Raw genomic sequence first — 19119 nt, 5'->3', positions numbered from 1 at the left:
AACCTGAAAGCATTAATACACACTTCCAACAATTGAGTCTTTTGTTCATTTTCTAAATTTTTTATATTAAATAGTTATTTAAAACTGGCAATACTATTAATAGTCAGTGCCACAATAATTGTATTGAACGCAAATGAAATTAGACTGTGCAACAAAACAAATCTTCTGATAACCTTTGAGCTTACTTGGACATCTGAAACTTGAAATGTCATACCAATTACGAATGAGAAATAGGCGAAATCAATATAATCAGGCTCCTCCTTACAAGGAAATTTGATACCTCCAACATTACTACCCGTTTTTAATTGATTATGGTCGTGATATAAGTGTGCATACCGAATTGTAAAAATTGTATGAAGCAATGTCCACGACACTAAAATGGGCGATAATGAAACGATTGCATCAAATATTCTGTTAAAGGACGATTCTTCTGTACCTTTTAAAAGAAGTAAAGTACCAAACAAACTAACACAAACAGCAATGAGCACTATCGTAAAAATCACTTTAAGTCCATCATCCTGACGATCTACCACCTCACATAGATCTTTATTTGTGGTAGTAAAAAACAATGCCCAGCTAAATATAATTAGAGAAAGACAAAAGATATCCCAGGATAAAATTATCCTGTTTTTAATATCAATTTTAAAAAACAGTAAAATGAAATACAACAATAATGATAAGGTAAGACAAATTATTATCTTTTTTATTCCGCTAGTATTTCGCAGAAAACTATATTTTGTTGTTTTCATATTCAGCAATTAATGATTTTTCTAATATTATTTTGGGGGCATAGTCTTCATCAATTAATTTACTATCACAACCGCCAATACAAATAATACTAGCGGTTTTAGATAGTCTTAAATTTTCTAATTGCCCATAACGTTTTAGGATATTTTTTATCACACTTCGTTCGATTCGAGCTATTGTTGTGAATAAAATTTACTAATGCTTCTTAAACTACTTATTAATGTGTATGCTCACCGCCACCTTTCATAGCAGACAGTAAATAAAAAGCTCCTTTAATTACAATTTTTGCATCGGCAGGAATTGCTTCAACAAATTTCACTTCGGTATACCCTAAATCTGTTGTTCCTGGTACAACTTCTATTGCTTTGAAATGTACTTCGTTGTGTCCTTCTTCCTCGCCAACAGCTTCTTCAGAATGTGCTTCGCCTTCTTTGTGTTCGTGAGCTTCTGCTTTTTTACCTGTGGCTTTTTCTTCGTGTTCTTCTTGGATATAGACAAAGTATTTATCTCCATTTTTTACAACAGCATCTTTGGGTAGGGCAGGGACGGTTGCATTTTTAATATTGATATTGGCAGAAACATACATTCCAGAAATTAAATCTTTGGAATCAGCTGGATTAATTTTGGCGTGAACAGCAACGGTTTTGCTTTCATTTGAAAAGGATTTATTGATACCAAATATTTTTCCTTTAATGGATTTGTTTCCTTGATTAGTCAAAATAAAGTCTATCGTTTGCCCCACAGAAATTGATTCCAAATCTTTTTCATAAACGTTTAAGTCCAAGTGCATCTGGCTATTATCCACGACTTCAAAAAGGGTTATTCCTGTTTCGGCAAATGCTCCTTTGGCAATGCTGATTTTTCCAACATAACCGGATATTGGTGAAACTATCGGTACCAAACTTGATCCGCTTGTACTCATATTCAGGGCTTGCAATTTGTTTTTTGCAGCTTTTGCTCTGGCTCTTTCAACAGCTAGTTTTGATTTTACTTCCTGAAGTACTTTTCTAGGGTTTACATTTTCATCAGTTAATGTCTTCTGGCGATTGTATTCTAATTGCAGGTATTCAATATTGGCAACAGCCGAATTATAATCTTCCTGCATTCCAACTACTTCTAAATTTTGAATAGTTGCCAGTACTTTTCCTTTGTTTACATACGTGCCTTCTAAAACAAAAATATCCTTAACCGTTCCTCCAATTAAGGTTGAAATGTTAGCCATATTTTGTGGTGGAACTGTCGTATATCCATTGGCTTTAATCACTAAATTAAGATTCCTGTTTTCTACAGAACCTGTTTGAATACCAACTGTTTTGAATTGTAAGGCTGTTAATGCTACTTCGTTTTCTGATTTTTCTTCTTCGTGACCTGCTTCTTCTGTTTTCTTTTCTCCACAAGAGGTGAGAAGTAGTAAGAATAAAGTATTAAGTATTAAGAAAATTTTGAATTTTGAATTTATATTTTTCATTTTGAGAAATTTTATTTGTTAGAAATAGATGGAAATTGCAATTGAATAGCACTTTGATTATAAGCATTGGTAGCTTCGGCATTTTGCTTTTTGATGTCGATAGCCTGATTCAAAAAACTGATGTAATACCAATAACTCATATCACCATTGGCATAACTTTTTTGAGCCGTTGCAATTATTTGTTCTGCATATAGCAAACCTTCCTTTTGATAATAATCTAATGCTTTTTGTTGCTTTTCGAAATCATTTTTCAATTCCTGCATTTGTAATTTCAAAGTCAATTTATTTTTGTCTAATTCTAATTGGGATTGCGAAATACTGATAGCAGATGCTTTAGCTTTAGCTGAATTTACCCCACCAAATAAAGGAATTTGTAAACCTGCCGTAAACCCTTGAAAATAAGATTTGGTATCAATGGTTTGTCCAAAATAACCTAATCCTAATTTTGGTGTTCGCAATGCTTTAAAAGTATTGGCTTCTTTTTGATACACCGAAATTTGCTGTGTATAATAATCGGTTACCAACGTTTCTACTTTGGATTGGTTTTCATTCGGTTGAAATGAATATTGCATTGGCGTTGTACTATCGGGTACAATATTCTCTTCCGTTTGAATAAAAAATTGTAATTGTTTTTGGTAAATTGCCAAATCAAATTCGAGTTGCGCTTGCTGTGTTTCTATTTCTTTTGACTTTGCTTTGGCACTGATTACTTCAATTTTTCCGCTTTCGCCTGTTTCAAAACGTAGTTCTGCATTCTTTAGGAATTTAGAATAAATTTCCAATAAATCTGCATTTAGTTTTTGTACAGAAACACCATATAAATATTGATAGTAGGCGATTGTTACTGCTTTTTCGATTTCATATTCGGATAATGCTTTTCGTTTTTCAGCTAGTTTCACCAATTCTTCCTGCAATTGACGATTGGCTTTTGTAATTCTTCCAATTGGAAAATACTGCTGTATCGAAACATTGCTATCATAATATTTACTATTGAATTGCCCACCCTGATATTGCACTTGCAAAGGATCTGCTTGAAATGCTGTCTTTTTCAGAACCGTTTGTTTCTCAATTTCCTTATCAGCAATCTTTAAATCAATATTATTGGTTTTTGCAATTTCGATAGCTTTTTGTAATGAAATAGGCTGGCTATTTTGAGCAAAAGAAAAACTACTTATCAATAAAACTATTAGGGTAACGATTGGTGTTTTTATTTTTCTTCTTGCTTTAATTCCTTTTTCAAACAATAAATAAAGTATTGGTAAAACAATCAACGTCAATAATGTAGCCGATAATAATCCTCCAATAACAACCGTTGCCAATGGTTTTTGTACTTCAGCTCCACCGCTGGTGGATAATGCCATTGGCATAAATCCTAAAGACGCAACAGCAGCTGTCATTAAAACAGGTCGTAACCGTGTTTTTGTACCCATTAAAACTCTTTGTAATGGATCGGTTATTCCTTCAGATTTCAATTGATTGAAATAAGAAATCAATACAATTCCGTTTAACACTGCGATTCCGAAAAGGGCTATAAATCCAATTCCTGCCGAAATACTGAAAGGCATTCCCCTCATCCATAGTGCGAAAACACCTCCAATGGCTGATAATGGGATGGCGGTAAATATTAGCAAAGATTGTTTCATACTATTGAAAGTAAAATATAGCAGCACCATTATTAATGCTAATGCAATAGGTAAAGCAACCGAAAGTCTTTTAGTAGCTTCAATCAAGTTTTCGAATTGTCCTCCATAAGTAACATAATAACCTGGGGGAAGTTTGAAATCTTTATCAAGTTTAGCCTGAATTTCTTCGACAACGCTTTTTATATCTCGACCACGAACGTTTAATCCAACAGTAATTCTACGTTTACCATTCTCACGAGAAACCTGAACAGGGCCTTGCTCATAAGAAACCGTTGCTACTTGTGATAGTGGTACTTGTTGTCCGTTTGGTAAAGGAATAAATAGATTACTCACATCTGTAATATCTGTTCGGCTAGCTGCATCCATTCTCACCACTACATCAAATCGTTTGCTTTCTTCATAGATTTTACCTGCGCTTTCTCCTGCAAATGAAGAGCGGATGATTTGGTTGATATCGGTAATATTCAAACCATATAATGCAATTTTATTGTAATCGTATTTTACAGTAATTTGCGGTAAGCCTGTTACTTTATCTGCTTTTAAGTCTCCAATGCCTTCAATATTATTGACTTTAGCAATCAATTCTTTGGCTTTAGTATCTAAAATTTCTAAATCATCACCAAAAATTTTAATGGCTATATCACTTCGGCTTCCGGTCATTAACTCGTTGAATCGCATTTGAATTGGTTGTGAAACTTCAATATTAGCACCTGGAATGGCTTCCATTTCTTCTTTCATTGCATTGGCTAAATCTTCCCAATTGTCGTAATCACCTGTCCATTCACTTTTGTCTTTAAGTACAATAATCATATCCCCACTTTCTATAGGCATTGGATCCGTTGGAATTTCACCACTTCCAATTTTGGTTACTATGGTTTTAATTTCGGGAAATTTAGCTTTTAGAATTTTTTCATATTCTGTGGTTGTTTTTACCATTTGCGAAAGCGAACTTCCGGTCATAATTGTAGCATTTAAGGCTAAATCTCCTTCTTCAATTGTTGGAATGAATTCGCCACCCATATTTTGAAAAATTACTAGCGCCAATACAAATAGACCTAATGAAATTGCCAAAACTGCTTTTTTGAAACGCAATGCTTTTTCTAAAAACGGGGTATATATTCCCTCGAACCAAGCCATCATTCTATCACTAAAATTGGTTTTGTGTTCTGTATTTTTGGATAAGAACATCGCACTCATCATTGGTACATAAGTTAAAGACATAACAAATGCACCTATTACTGCAAATCCTACTGTCATTGCCATTGGTCGGAACATTTTACCTTCTGTGCCAACTAATGCCAGGATTGGCAAATACACGATTAAGATAATTATTTCCCCAAAAGCGGCACTGTTTCTAATTTTGGAAGCCGATTGATATACCTCTTCATCCATTTCAGATTGGGATAAATCTTTTTTTCTTTTGAGTTTTTGCAAATGATGCATTGTTGCTTCGACAATTATAACCGCACCATCGACAATAATTCCAAAATCGATTGCTCCTAAACTCATTAGATTTCCGCTTACTCCAAAGGTATTCATCAAAATCACAGCGAAAAGCATTGATAATGGAATTACAGATGCTACAATTAGTCCTGCACGAAGATTTCCAAGAAATAAGATCAATACAAATATTACTATTAATGCACCTTCCAATAGGTTTTTAGTAACAGTTCCTATGGCACTATCTACTAATTTTCCTCTATCGATAAAAGCTTCAGCAACCACTCCCTCTGGAAGAGTTTTGTTGATCTGATCCATTTTTTCTTTTACTCTATTGACAACTGCACTTGAATTTTCTCCTTTTAGCATAAGAGCCATTCCACATACAATTTCTCCTTTTCCGTCTTTAGTAGATGCCCCATAACGTAGTGCTACACCTTCTCTAACTTCGGCTACATTTCGAATTAAAATAGGTGCACCGTTTTTATTGGCAACCACTATATTTTCTAAATCTTTGATGCCTGTAGCCATACCAACACCACGAATGAAATAAGAGTATTGGTCTTTTTCAATGTAAGCACCGCCTGTGTTTTGATTATTTTTTTCTAAAGCCTCAAAAATATCGGTAATGGTTATTCCTAAACTATTTAGTTTATTTGGATTAATAGCCACTTCGTATTGTTTTAATTTTCCTCCCCAGGTACTGACTTCGGCAACACCTTCAATACCCTGTAATTGTGGAGTGATAATCCAATCCTGAATGGTTCGTAATTTTACGGCATCGTATTTATCTTCATAGCCTTTTTTGGCATATACATCGTATTGATATATTTCTCCTAGACCTGTAGAAATAGGTCCTAATTCTGGAGAACCTGCATATTTAGGTATGTTTTCTTCAGCTTGCTTTAAGCGTTGAAAAATTTGCTCTCTTGCCCAATATATATCTACATCGTCTTTGAAAACAACAGTTACCACAGATAATCCAAAACGAGAAATGCTTCGTAATTCAATTACTTTTGGAATCGTTTTTACAGCTTGTTCGAGTGGATAGGTAATTAATTGTTCTACTTCCTGACTTGCTAAAGTAGGGGCAGTAGTAATTATTTGTACTTGATTATTAGTTACATCTGGCAAGGCATCCAGCGGTAAATTTTTAATAGAATAACTTCCCCAGGCTATAAGCACAAGGGTAAATAAGAGTATAATGAACTTGTTCTTTATACTAAATTGTATGATTTTGTCTAACATTGAAATATTATAATGAATTAGAAATCAGCAAATAGAATATTTGCCATTATTTGTGAAAAGGTCACAATTTTCTAACCCGAAATTACTCGGGCATCATTATGCTATTTGAGGCGGTTGCCAAATACTTCCGAAGAAATTGGAAGCAAAAATAGATTTATAGAATGGCTCTTTGGTTTTTATAACCGCAGAAATTAAAGGAAAATCGAATTTAATTGGAAAATGACTTAATATTTGCACTCCACAACAATTGCAAGCGCAGAAAGGAGAACACAAATCTTTTTCTTTATTGTGGGAATGGTTTTCTTTATAGGAGGAAAGTTCCTTTGATGTATGTACCAAACTATTTACTTCCAAATCAGCACAAGGCAAAAATGAAAGTGCTGTTAGATAAATTGATAGTATGAGGTTCATCCATTTCACTAATACAAAAGTAACAATAAAATTTATATGATTTAGGGATTAATTAATTTTTATTATTATATTTTTATTTTTATTTAATACGAAATATTTATTTAGCTTTGCCTAAAATTTAATTTATGCAAATGAAAACAATACACTTTTTTTTTTGGGTTATACCAATACTCTTGATCCTGTTATTCACATCTTGTGATGAAAATTATACTGAAATTCCTGCTGATGATGAAGTTTTAGATGGAACCGTTGAAGGGCTCTCCCATGAAGAGTTAGCACGTTTCTTAAAAGGTGATGCGGCATTCAATGAGGTTTTTACCCGTGAAACAGGACTTGGTCCTACCTTTGTTGCGTCAAGCTGTATCAGTTGTCATGCTGGCGACGGTAAAGGACACCCCTCTACCACACTTACCCGTTTTGGACAAATTGATGAAACAGGAAACTTGTTCCTAAACCAAGGTGGCCCACAATTACAAAATAGATCGCTACCCGGATTTTTACCCGAACAAATCCCATCTGGAGCTACTTTTGCTAAATTTACGCCACCAGCAAATACAGGTTTAGGATTTTTAGAATCTGTTACAGATGCAACTATCCTGGCAATGGCAGATCCTAATGACGTTAATGGCGATGGAATATCGGGTGTTCCAAACTGGATAGACATTCCTGACTTTGTAATCCCAACATCAAATGCTGTTTCTCAAAACGGAAAATATAGGCCGTTTTGGCAAAAAAGCCGCGGCTTTTGATTTATTGCACCAAACCGTAAATGCTTACAACCAAGACATCGGAATTACCTCTATATTCAATCCTATTGACGTTTATACTAATCTGGAAATTGATCCTGAAATTGCGACAAGTACCGTAAACGACGTTGTTTTTTACTTGCAAACATTAAAAGCACCAATTCAACGCAATCAAGGTGATGCAGTTGTTAAACAAGGAGCAACCATTTTTAACCAAATTAATTGCGCAAGCTGTCATAAATCTGAATTGAAAACAGGTTATTCACCTATTAAGGCCCTTTCAAATAAAACATTCGCTCCTTACACCGATTTGTTATTACACGATATGGGAAGCGGTTTAGACGATGGTTATACTGAAGGAAGCGCAAAAACTTACGAATGGAGAACACCACCACTATGGGGAATAGGGCTTTCTGAAGACGCACAAGGAGGGAACTATTTCTTAATGCACGATGGTAGAGCAAATAGTATTGAAAGTGCCATTTTAATGCATGGTGGCGAAGCAAACAACAGTAAAACAGGCTATCAAAATCTTTCACAATCAGACAGAGAGGCATTACTAAAATTTATAAAATCATTGTAATTATGAACAGAAAAGATTTTTTAAAAACATGTGGTTTTGGTTGTTTAGCAGGAATTTCAACTCTTACTTTATTACAAAGCTGCAGCACATCTAAAATTTTGGAAAAAGAGATAAAAGGTTCAGATATTCTAGTTCCATTGACTGATTTTGAAATCAAAAATAAGGGAATCATAGAATATAAAAAATACGTAATCATACAAAACGAAAAACTGACCCATCCTATTTGTGTTTATCGTTTTGACGCGAATAATTATAGCGCACTATTTATGCAATGCACTCATCAAGGAGCAGAACTGCAGGTTTTTGGAGATAAATTACAATGTCCGGCACATGGAAGTGAATTTAGCAACAAAGGAAGTTTAGAAAACGGCCCGGCTGATAGAAATTTACGAAATTTTCCGATCATAATAGATAACGGCACCCTTAAAATATCATTAAAATGAGACTAAAACTCCTATGCATAACATTTTTATTTTCTATAAATTTCTATTCACAAATCGACCCTGTTTTACTAAAAAGGACGTCTAAAGACAGTACAAAACAAGCTTTAAATATGGATGCTGTTTATAATCGTCCTTTTTTAAATATTGGAAAAACACCCATAGCCGTTGGAGGTTATCTGGAAGCTAATTGGCAACGCCTTTCCACCGATGGCGTTTCCGAAGGACATCAATTTCAAGCCAGACGATTAACCATTTTTATGTCATCGGCAATCAGCAAACGTGTGAAATTTTTAAGCGAGATCGAATTTGAAGAAGGTGGAAAGGAAATCGCTATAGAATTCGCCTCTGTGGATGTTGAATTTAATCCCTTGGTTAATTTTAGAGGAGGAATAATCATGAATCCTATTGGGGCTTTCAATCAGAATCATGATGGTCCAAAATGGGAATTTACCGACAGACCCATTTCAGCAACACAAATGTTACCGAGTACTTTTAGTAATGCTGGGGCTGGGCTTTTTGGAAAAAAATACTCGAAGAATTGGATGATTGGCTATGAAGCTTATTTCTCAGGAAGTTTTGATAACTCGATAATTGAAAACACAGAGAACAAAACTTTTCTGCCAGCTGCCAAAAACAATCCAGAACGTTTTGAAGAAATAAATAGCGGATTACCTTTATTTACTAGTAAAATCGCTATTCGAAACAGTAAAATTGGTGAATTAGGACTCTCCTATATGGGGGGCGTTTACAATAAATTTCAAGATGAAGGAATAATTTTAGACAAAAAACGACGTGTCGATATTTATGCATTAGACTTTAACACAACGCTTCCTAAAATTAAAACGTTTATAACTTCAGAATTGGCATGGGTTAAAGTAGATGTTCCGGAAACGTATGGCCAACAATTTGGCAATAAGCAATTTGGAGGATTTATCGATATCGTTCAACCTTTACTTACAAAAAATGTTTTAGGTTGGGAAAATGTTGTGTTAAACTTAGCTTGTCGACTGGAATATGTTGATTGGAACGTTGGAACCTTTAACGAAACTAGTGGGAATATTGCAGAAGATATTTGGAGCATCATGCCTGCGTTAAGTTTCCGTCCTACCTCACAGACTGTTTTTAGACTAAATTATCGCTTTCAGAAACAAACCGATATTTTAGGAAACCCACCGGCTACTACCGATGGATTTAGTGTTGGAGTTTCAACTTATTTTTAGGGATTTTTATAGACTAATTCTATCTATCGACAATTATAAATAATATAAACCAGAGGCTGTCCGAAAAGTAATTTTCGGACAGCCTCTGGTTGCTTAATTTAAGGATTAGTGCGTCCGAAACTTTATTGAAAAATTCCAAACAAAGATTAAAAGTCGATTGCGTGCTTATCTGTCCTGTGCTAACCATCAAATAGAGGTTAGTTTGGCTTCATCATCTTTTGTTAATTTTGGATATTTTGGGAATACCCAGTGACTGCATTGTACGCGCCGAACGCTGCACCTTTATAGTATTCATAAGTTGTGTGGGATAACTCATGGCATATCCAAAACACTATCTACCATATTTGTAAAACAAGTGGAAAGTTAATGTCCCCTCTTGTATAGTTTTTATTACCTGTTTATTAGGAACTAGCGCAGACAGTTTCAGTTTTTTCACTTCGTGGTCTGTTCTGTGAAATGTTCTATTAAGTTGGGTAATTTTAATAATTGTCCTTTTTCTGTGTTGACATACAGAAATATAAACAGGAATATTATTTCTACTTATGAGCTTTTTTTATACCATCATTAATCTAATTATTCCAAAAAAGTTTAATTTTAAACGCACAGTAAAGGAGGTAGAGGAGAGAGAGAATTCTATTCACGATGAGAAATAAAATCGATTTATTCAATTTTTTTTTTAACCGTTAGACTGAAATGAGTTAAAGGATATTTTGCGGTTTTACCATTCTTGCCCATATTCATAAAAATTTACTTTTCATTTATAGGCTGAAATCTAATAACTTTTTGTAATTTGTAGTACTTTTACTTTCTTTAGGAAGTTTTGCAAATTAATATTTTAAAGCTTACAATATGTTTAGAGAGTTACACTTATAGCATGAAATCAATTCTTCAGTTTCTGATAAGTTTAAATGCCAAATTGATAAGTTTTTCATACCGCCATAAAACAGAAAAAGATGCTTAAGCATCTTTTTTTGTGTTCGTTTTTAAAACAAAATCGTCATTAATCTTTGAACCATATTGTTTTTCAATCAATTTGAAAAATTCAGATAATTCAATTTTTTTGTAAAAGCAGATAATTGCCAGTGTTGATAAAGGTATTCGGTAGCCATCATCATTTTTAATCTTAGTTAGAACATGAGGATGTATTCCGAGTTCTTGACTTTGAGATAGATTTGATTTTTCATCTGAAATCCATTCTTTTTTAATGTAGTTACAAACAAATCTATCGAGCAAAAATATTTTTGCTTCATTACTTTTGTTGCTATTACTTTTATTATTAACCATTACGGCAAAAGAAAATATTTTTCATGAATTTTATTGGCACGATAGTGCTAGTTTTGAATAACTTTGTTATATTTGTAACATAATTAATATATTTGCGATTCTTCATATAAAATATTTGAAGCATTCGCTTAGAATCTCGTATCAGAAAATTGGCGTTTTATAACCACGAGATGATAAGTAAGATGCTCACGTCCCATGGCGTGGGCTCACTTATTTGTGGTTAAGGTATGCCAATGCCTCTGATGCAATAAGCTGAGTTCCATGCCATTTTTTATGCGCAAAAGTTACTCCCTTTTATTCTTAGCTAATCTTCTTTTTTACAGTATCGTAAATCAATCAATTAATTGAATTAGTTTGTTTGGAAACGCACTGCCTGAGTTGGGCTGCAACTGGCAACGGCAGTGTACTTTCCTAAATAAACAATATAAATTCAAAAGCCTTTGCATCCAAAAAAGAGTGCTCTCAAGATCTGTGGTAATAGCAATAGTGCAAATCGAAATAATAAATTGAAAAACAGCAAACAACAACGAAAAGATGAAATACTATAAAACTATAAAAGTTACTTTAATTCTAGCTTTCATTACGCTGATAATTTGTTGGCTTTATGGTTCCGATGCTTTTATATAAATAGCAATAACTAAGAAAAATAACTATTTATTTTCACATCACACAGCGTGCTTAGATGTAATAACACCTAATAATATTCAGATAACGCCTATGACTTAAAAAATAAAAATCTATGCCTTAGCGCTTTCGAGGCTAATCACAAAAAAAGGCCCTCTAACTCTTCTTGGCGGACGAATAGAGGACCAAAGCAAACTAAACCGAAGTCTCATTTAACCAATTCAAAAGTATGAAAAAAAAATCATTTTTGAAGTTTTGGACAACAACACAACTGTCCAAACTGTACTGCATCCTTTTCCTGTGCTTCTTTGCAGGATTAAATGCTCAAACACGATCTATTAAAGGCAAAATCACCGATGATACCAGCACAGTTCCTGGCGTAACCATAAAGGTTAACAATAAGCCAACAACAGCATTTTCTGATGAAAATGGAAATTACACAATACTAGCAGCTGAGAATGATGTTTTGGTTTTTTCCTATCTAGGCTATAAAACGATTCAAATTGTAGTTGCAAATCAAGCAACTATTAATGTAAAATTGACTGAAGATGCAACGACTTTAAAAGAAATCGTAATAAATGCTGGATATTATTCTATTAAAGAAAAAGAGCAAACCGGTAGCATTGCAAGAATGACTGCGAAAGACATCGACAAGCAACCTGTCACAAATGTATTAGCCGCAATGCAAGGAAGAATGGCAGGTGTCAATATCATTCAAGATGGGGGAACTCCCGGCGGTGGTTTCCAAATTAAAATTAGAGGTCGTAACAGTATTCGCCTTGATGGAAATGAACCATTATACATTATTGATGGAGTTCCCTATTCAAACGAGTCCATAGGAAGTGCGAACACATCAACGGCATTACCAAGCCAAGCCAGCCCGCTCAACAGTATTAATCCCAATGATATAGAAAATATCGAAGTATTAAAAGATGCCGATGCGACTGCAATTTACGGCTCAAGGGGAGCAAACGGTGTGGTCTTAATTACTCGAAAAAAAGGAAAGTCAGGTAAAACAAACATTTCAGTAACTGCCTCAACAGCCGTTGGTACAGCGACTAAATTTGTAGATCTGATGAATACGGAGCAGTATCTGTCGATGCGTAAACAAGCATTTATCAATGATGGAATTCCAATATCGGATACTGATTATGATGTAAATGGAGCTTGGGATCAAACTCGATATACCAATTGGCAAAAGGAATTATTAGGCGGTTCAGCAACAATTAATGACTTTAGAACCAGTATCTCTGGTGGTAGTGAAACAACACAATTCTTGATGAGTGGGAACTACAGAACCGAGGGAACAGTCCTTCCGGGAGATTTCAGGTACATTAAAGGAGGGATTCTTAGCTCAATAAACCACACTTCTTTAGATAAGAAATTCAAAATCTCTTTTTCGGGAAATTACACGGCACAAGACAATCTACAAGCAGCGACAGATTTGACATTAACAGCGCGTTATTTGGCACCAAACGCTCCCGCACTCTACGATTCAAATGGAAATTTAAACTGGGAAAATGATACCTTCGAAAATCCTTTGGCACCTCTAAAAAGCACCTACCGTGCGAACACCAATGACTTGGTGGCCAACAGTGTGTTGTCATATGAACTAATTCCAGGTTTAGAAATAAAATCAAACTTTGGTTTTACCGATTTAAAAACCAAAGAAGTGCGAACGATACCATCCACCATTTACAATCCCGTTTACGAAGTTGGGAGTGACAATTCCTTAATGTACTTAAACCTTACCAGCAGACAATCATGGATTATAGAGCCACAACTAAGAGGTTTCAAAAATTTTGGAAACCACAAATTTGATGTGCTACTGGGGATGACTAGCCAACAGCAACGTACAGAACGCCTATTCCAATCGGGTATTGGTTTTGCAAACAACAATCTGATTAACAACTTAGCTTCTGCAATTACAAAAAACACAACCAATAGCGATACTTTTTTATACCGTTATCAAGCTTTTTTTGGTCGCATCAATTACAGTTACGACGAAAAATACTTTTTAAACTTTACAGGTCGTCGGGATGGTTCCAGCCGATTTGGACCAGGCAAACAATATGCTAATTTTGGTGCTATTGGTGCCGCATGGATTTTTAGCAAAGAAAAATTCAATCCAGAAAACAGTAAAATGAGTTTTGGAAAACTCCGTTTTAGTTATGGAACTACGGGCAATGATCAAATTGGAGATTATCAGTTTTATGATACCTACGGTACAACTGGTGCTAATTATCAGGGCATAATTGGGTTACAACCTACACGACTTTATAATGCCGATTTTGGATGGGAAACCAATCGTAAACTAGAATTAGCTTTAGAAACTGGTTTTTTTAAAGACAGAATTTTTAGTACGCTAGCGTTGTATAGGAATCGTTCGTCGGATCAATTGGTGGGTATTCCTATGCCAGCTACAACAGGTTTCTTGTCATTGAATGCGAATCTTGATGCTACCGTTGAAAATTCAGGTTTTGAATTTTCCGTACGAACCCTAAATATTGATTCAAACTCTTTTAAATGGTCAACAAACTTCAATGTGGCCGTTTCAAAAAATAAATTACTTTCTTTCCCGAATCTTTCAGGTTCCACTTTTGCAAATCGGTATGTGATTGGACAATCAATTGATATTGTAAAATTATACCAAAGCAAAGGTGTTAATCCACAAACAGGATTATACGATTTTGAAGATTTAAATGGGGATGGAAGCATAACAGCAGGCGACAAGCAAATTATTAAGGACTTATCTCCTAAATATTTTGGAGGCATCCAAAACCAATTGGACTATAAAAATTGGCAATTGGATTTTTTATTGCAGTTCGTAAAAAGAGACAATTACGATTACATTTCAAATGTTCCGGGAGGTGGTCAAGTAAACCAAAGCAACACTATTGGCGATGCTTGGCAGCAAATTGGGAATCAAAGCAGTTCGCAACTGCATACTACGGGACTAAATGGTGCAGCGGTAAGCACCTATTATAGGTACATAGAAAGTGATGCCGTAATTACAGACGGCTCTTTCATCAGACTAAAAAATATATCACTTTCCTATGATATTCCGTTACAAGCGACCACTAATGTAAAATGCAAACTTTTTATTCAAGGTCAAAACCTACTGACATTTACATCTTACAAAGCAGGTGATCCCGAGTTTAAGTTCTCAGGATTCCTCCCTCCGCTAAAAGTGATCAGTGGCGGAATGACATTAAACTTTTAATCCTCAAAAAAATAGTAATATGAAAAATTTACAATTTATAATGGTACTAACAAAGCCATTCCAGCTGTATCGCATTCTTTTGGTTTTGGCACTAATACTGTCTTCAAGTTCCTGTAGTGATTTTGTCGAGGTTCCATTACCTAATTCTCAGCTTACAGGAACTACAGTTTTTGAAAGTGAATTGACAGCAAATGCAGCAATGGCACAAATCTATGCACAACTTCGTGACGGCGGCATCCTATCTGGATTACCTACTGGTGCATCTGTTAGAATGGGATTGTACGCTGATGAATTACAAGATTATACCAACTCTACAATTTCCTTACCTATTTACAACAATGCGCTTACGGCTGACAATGCTACTGTGGCGTCACTTTGGACTTCAAGCTATAGTCAAATATATAATGCAAATTCAGTTATTCAAGGTGTTGAAAATTCGACTGGGTTACCTATTGCGGTTAAAAACAGAGTGTCGGGTGAAGCACTATTCGTTCGTGCTCTAGTGCATTTTTATCTGTTGCAAATTTATGGTAGCATCCCCTATATTACAGGAACCAATTATGAAATTAATAGAAAAGTTACACGTAGTGCTGCTGATGAAGTATATGCAGCAATCGCGAAGGATTTAGAAATTGCCAGTTCTAGATTGCCTGAAAATTATAGTTCTTCGGATCGTGCAAAACCCAATAAAATGGTGGCCAAAGCCATGCTGGCGAGAGTATATTTATACATGAATAAAAATACAGCAGCAGCAAATGAAGCAACTACTGTTATCAATAGTCCGCTTTATGCTTGGGAAACGGATTTAAACAAGATTTTTCTAAGAAATAGTAAAACTACTATCTGGCAATTAGCATCAGCAACAGCGGTACGAAATAGTAATGAAGGTACAACTTTTATTTTCGTATCAGGACCGCCACCAGTTTGTGCGCTTCGTACGGATTTTATGAATGCATTTGAAACAGGCGACCAACGCAAAGTGAATTGGACAAAGTCAGTTACCACCGGACTAAATACTTGGAATCATCCCAATAAATACAAACTACGTACCGCAACAACAAGTTCGCAGGAATATTCTATTGTGTTGCGTTTAGCAGAACAATATTTGATCAGAGCCGAGGCAAGAGCAAAACAAGGCGATTTAGCGGGCGCAAAAGAGGATTTAAATAAAATAAGAACGACCGCTGGCTTACCAATAACTACATCATCTATCGCCACTGAAATTTTGTCTGAAATTCAAAAACAACGAAGATTTGAGTTTTTTACTGAACACGGCCATCGCTTTTTTGATTTAAAGCGCAGTGGAACAGTCGATGGAATACTATCTGTTTCAAAACCAGGCTGGAACAGTTCAGATATTTTGTGGCCTATTCCAGAGCTAGAATTGAACGCAAATCCTAATTTACAACCACAAAACACAGGTTATTAAAGTCATGAAGTTATTAAAAAACAATAGTACTATCGCTTTCAGTTATTCTTGTAAAAAAACAATTTTGACAATTTGGATAGTAATATCCTGCTCTATTTACGGGCAGGATAATTCCAAAAAGAATATTGCTGTAGCAGAGTATGAAAGGTGGGGCAAATTAGAAAACAGAGCTATTTCCCAGAAAGGAAACTGGATATCATTTGATATGCAGTACAGCAATGGTTCAGATACACTCTTTGTAAAACATACCCAGAAAAATATTGTATTTAGTTTTCCACTAGGAACACAAGGCAAATTTGGTGGTGAAATTGCATTTGGTGCCTTTCAAGGAGATAAAGTAATAGTAACCAACTTAGAAAGTAGTGAAAGTACTGTTATAGCGAATAGTGCTGCTTTTGAATTTGCCAACAGCGGGAAAATTATCGTGAGCTATTCCAATGATGGGGAATTGATAGTAAGGACCATCAAAAATAAAGAAATTATCCAACTTCCAAATGTAATAGAATACCAATTGGACCAGCTTAATAATATCCTGACTTATCTAAGTAACCATAAAGGGAAAAGTAGTTTCGGAACAATAAATCTTAGGACAAACCAAAAAACTGAATATCACACAACGCAAAACAAATTATCTGGTCTGACATTAGCAGAATATGGAAAAGGTGTTTTTTGGCTCGAAGAGGGCATCAACGGGAAATACACAAAACTGAATTTCTACAAAACCCAAGATAAAAGTATTCAAACCTTTGAACCAAAATCATTCTTAAATTTTCCAGAAAAGCATGAAATTGTTACCACAAAGTCTTTCAAAATTTCAAGTGATGGTAAAAGGGTGTTTTTTGGAATCGCGAAAGTCAAAGAAGAGGCAACACCAAAAAAAGACGATGTCGAGGTTTGGGATACAGAAGATTTATGGATTTATCCAAAAGCAAGTAGGGAAAATTTAGAAGGGTATTCCACTTTATCGGTTTGGTTTATTGAAGAAAAGCGCTGGAATACGATTACAAGTAAAGAATTTCCTTTTGTACAGCTTAACGGCAGTAAATCAGTTGCATTACTTTACAATCCAACTGCATATGCGCCTCATTTTAAACGCTATGGTGAGGTTGACTATTTCTTGTACAATCTGGCTGATGGTACCAAAAAGTTATTTTTAGAAAAGCAACCTGGCGAAAATTACTTATTGTCTTTTTCCCCAAATGGAGCGTACATATGCTATTTTAAAGATAAAAATTGGTGGCTGTACAATATAAAAACACAATCTACAGTGTCAATTGTGCCACCTACAGGTTCCGAATGGGTTTCAACTGATTTAAAGTACATAACAAGACCACATGTTTTTGGAATGAAAGGATGGAGTGATAATGGAGAATACCTTTTGCTACAAGATGAATTCGATATCTATCAATTTCACATCAAAACAAATAAACTAAAACGCATTACAAATGGACGAGAAAGTAGTACTCACTTCACTGTAGAGGGTTCAAACATCAAGCAAATAGGAAATGATAATTACAATGGTTGGGCTCTTACTGAAATTAATGCGACTACTAATTTAATCGTTTCATCAAGAAATTCGACTACCAAAGCACAACAATTCAAATTAGTTTCTACATCCAACACTTTAATTCCAGTAGCAAACAATGATACAAAATCAGATGAATTGCGTAGAGTCAATAATGAAGTGTATGTCTATCGAGAACAATCGCATAATGAGTCTCCAAGAATTGTATTATTTAAAAACGGTGTAAATAAGGTTCTGTTTGAAAGCAATACCCATGATAAAAAATTTAATCAAGGAAAGGTAGAACTAATTTCATTTTCGAATTCAAAAGGAGACAAACTGCAAGGTTTATTATACTATCCTGTAAATTATGAAGCAGGCAAAAAATATCCGATGATAATCAATGTGTACTCTCAAATCACTAACTCATTGCATGAATATTGCATTCCGACTTTATACAACGATACCGGTTTTAATGTAAAGCATTTTGTGCAACAAAATTATTTTGTATTATTACCAGATGTGAAATATTATGAAGGAGAAACCGGAAATAGTGCACTGGATTGTGTTGTTGCTGCAAACAATGCCGTTGTAAAAACAGGAATGATTGACATAAAGCATATTGGCTTAATAGGGCATTCTTTCGGAGGTTATGAAACAAATTACATTATTACAAAATCGAATATTTTTGCAGCGGCAGTATCGGGTGCAGCAATTTCAGACATGGTAAGTTGGTATTTTAGTAACTCAAAAAGTCTCAATATCCCAGAATTATGGCGAAGTGAATCGCAACAATGGAGAATAGGAAAATCTATTTTTGAAGACAAAGAGTTGTACCTAAAAAATTCACCAATACTTTATGCAGATAATATTACTACACCATTACTGTCTTGGGTGGGTAAAATGGAGACTAATTTACCCTACGAACAGAGTTTACTTTTTTATAATGCATTGAGAAGAGCCAAGAAGAAGAATGTTTTATTGGTATATCCAAAAGACCAGCATGTAATTGTAATCAAGGAGAATAAAATGGACCTTACAAAACGAATTACCGATTGGTTTGACCGATATTTAAAGGAATAAAATAAATAAGTGCAGTTTGAAAA

Annotated in this window: 13 protein-coding genes; 7 read left to right on the top strand and 6 right to left on the bottom strand. The window is 34.8% G+C overall.

The window, feature by feature from the left end; all coding sequences use genetic code 11:
• Positions 1-74: 74 nt before the first annotated feature.
• The 5 genes from DNC80_RS07190 to DNC80_RS07170 form a co-directional block, all read right to left on the bottom strand.
• Entirely contained in the window at positions 75-749 is a 675-nt protein-coding gene (locus tag DNC80_RS07190) for a DUF1345 domain-containing protein (RefSeq protein WP_086454894.1), read from the bottom strand.
• Positions 730-903 carry a hypothetical protein gene (locus DNC80_RS07185; protein WP_165930050.1) on the bottom strand — a complete coding sequence of 58 codons (174 nt, stop codon included), beginning with the start codon at positions 901-903 and terminating at the stop codon, positions 730-732. Before DNC80_RS07185 ends, DNC80_RS07190 begins: the two co-directional genes overlap by 20 nt.
• A 61-nt stretch (positions 904-964) precedes the next feature.
• Complete coding sequence (locus DNC80_RS07180) at positions 965-2215, bottom strand: efflux RND transporter periplasmic adaptor subunit (RefSeq protein WP_024981662.1); 1251 nt, start codon at positions 2213-2215, stop codon at positions 965-967.
• A gap of 11 nt (positions 2216-2226) precedes the next feature.
• Complete coding sequence (locus DNC80_RS07175) at positions 2227-6546, bottom strand: CusA/CzcA family heavy metal efflux RND transporter (RefSeq protein WP_086454895.1); 4320 nt, start codon at positions 6544-6546, stop codon at positions 2227-2229.
• A gap of 96 nt (positions 6547-6642) precedes the next feature.
• Positions 6643-6957 (bottom strand): DUF6660 family protein, encoded by a 315-nt coding sequence (locus tag DNC80_RS07170; RefSeq protein WP_225872936.1) that lies wholly within the window; start codon positions 6955-6957, stop codon positions 6643-6645.
• Between the two features lie 131 nt (positions 6958-7088).
• Between DNC80_RS07170 and DNC80_RS15985 the strand changes: the two genes are divergently transcribed.
• From DNC80_RS15985 to DNC80_RS07155, 4 genes are read left to right on the top strand one after another with little or no spacing between them, the layout of a single operon-like run.
• Positions 7089-7706: a di-heme oxidoredictase family protein gene (locus DNC80_RS15985; RefSeq protein ID WP_255493191.1), complete on the top strand. Its 618-nt coding sequence runs from the start codon at positions 7089-7091 to the stop codon at positions 7704-7706.
• Positions 7648-8286, top strand: a complete 639-nt coding sequence (locus DNC80_RS15980) for a di-heme oxidoredictase family protein (protein ID WP_255493189.1) — start codon at positions 7648-7650, stop codon at positions 8284-8286. Before DNC80_RS15985 ends, DNC80_RS15980 begins: the two co-directional genes overlap by 59 nt.
• Positions 8287-8288: 2 nt before the next feature.
• Positions 8289-8729, top strand: coding sequence for a ubiquinol-cytochrome c reductase iron-sulfur subunit (locus tag DNC80_RS07160; RefSeq protein ID WP_086455349.1), 441 nt, complete (start codon positions 8289-8291; stop codon positions 8727-8729).
• Positions 8726-9949 (top strand): hypothetical protein, encoded by a 1224-nt coding sequence (locus DNC80_RS07155; RefSeq protein WP_086455350.1) that lies wholly within the window; start codon positions 8726-8728, stop codon positions 9947-9949. Before DNC80_RS07160 ends, DNC80_RS07155 begins: the two co-directional genes overlap by 4 nt.
• Positions 9950-10906: 957 nt before the next feature.
• Here DNC80_RS07155 and DNC80_RS07150 read toward each other — a convergent pair.
• Positions 10907-11233, bottom strand: a complete 327-nt coding sequence (locus DNC80_RS07150; protein ID WP_086452575.1) for a helix-turn-helix transcriptional regulator — start codon at positions 11231-11233, stop codon at positions 10907-10909.
• Between the two features lie 853 nt (positions 11234-12086).
• Here DNC80_RS07150 and DNC80_RS07145 point away from each other — a divergent pair.
• The 3 genes from DNC80_RS07145 (at position 12087) to DNC80_RS07135 (ending at position 19096) form a co-directional block, all read left to right on the top strand.
• Positions 12087-15080 carry a SusC/RagA family TonB-linked outer membrane protein gene (locus tag DNC80_RS07145; RefSeq protein WP_182650438.1) on the top strand — a complete coding sequence of 998 codons (2994 nt, stop codon included), beginning with the start codon at positions 12087-12089 and terminating at the stop codon, positions 15078-15080.
• Positions 15081-15099: 19 nt separating this feature from the next.
• Positions 15100-16509 carry a RagB/SusD family nutrient uptake outer membrane protein gene (locus DNC80_RS07140; RefSeq protein WP_255493188.1) on the top strand — a complete coding sequence of 470 codons (1410 nt, stop codon included), beginning with the start codon at positions 15100-15102 and terminating at the stop codon, positions 16507-16509.
• Positions 16510-16573: 64 nt separating this feature from the next.
• Positions 16574-19096, top strand: coding sequence for a prolyl oligopeptidase family serine peptidase (locus DNC80_RS07135; protein ID WP_182650436.1), 2523 nt, complete (start codon positions 16574-16576; stop codon positions 19094-19096).
• Positions 19097-19119: the final 23 nt, after the last annotated feature.

Source organism: Flavobacterium sp. SOK18b (assembly GCF_014156605.1).
Taxonomy (GTDB): domain Bacteria; phylum Bacteroidota; class Bacteroidia; order Flavobacteriales; family Flavobacteriaceae; genus Flavobacterium; species Flavobacterium tiangeerense.
Note: the sequence above shows the minus strand (reverse complement) of the source record. Positions and strands in the feature narration are given on the sequence as shown.

Coding starts and splice junctions, on each gene's coding strand:
- DNC80_RS07140 (WP_255493188.1), top strand. CDS start 15,100: ATGAAAAATTTACAATTTATAATGGTACTAACAAAGCCATTCCAGCTG.
- DNC80_RS07155 (WP_086455350.1), top strand. CDS start 8,726: ATGAGACTAAAACTCCTATGCATAACATTTTTATTTTCTATAAATTTC.
- DNC80_RS07170 (WP_225872936.1), bottom strand. CDS start 6,957: ATGAACCTCATACTATCAATTTATCTAACAGCACTTTCATTTTTGCCT.
- DNC80_RS07150 (WP_086452575.1), bottom strand. CDS start 11,233: ATGGTTAATAATAAAAGTAATAGCAACAAAAGTAATGAAGCAAAAATA.
- DNC80_RS15980 (WP_255493189.1), top strand. CDS start 7,648: ATGCTGTTTCTCAAAACGGAAAATATAGGCCGTTTTGGCAAAAAAGCC.
- DNC80_RS07175 (WP_086454895.1), bottom strand. CDS start 6,546: ATGTTAGACAAAATCATACAATTTAGTATAAAGAACAAGTTCATTATA.
- DNC80_RS07190 (WP_086454894.1), bottom strand. CDS start 749: ATGAAAACAACAAAATATAGTTTTCTGCGAAATACTAGCGGAATAAAA.
- DNC80_RS07145 (WP_182650438.1), top strand. CDS start 12,087: ATGAAAAAAAAATCATTTTTGAAGTTTTGGACAACAACACAACTGTCC.
- DNC80_RS15985 (WP_255493191.1), top strand. CDS start 7,089: ATGAAAACAATACACTTTTTTTTTTGGGTTATACCAATACTCTTGATC.
- DNC80_RS07160 (WP_086455349.1), top strand. CDS start 8,289: ATGAACAGAAAAGATTTTTTAAAAACATGTGGTTTTGGTTGTTTAGCA.
- DNC80_RS07180 (WP_024981662.1), bottom strand. CDS start 2,215: ATGAAAAATATAAATTCAAAATTCAAAATTTTCTTAATACTTAATACT.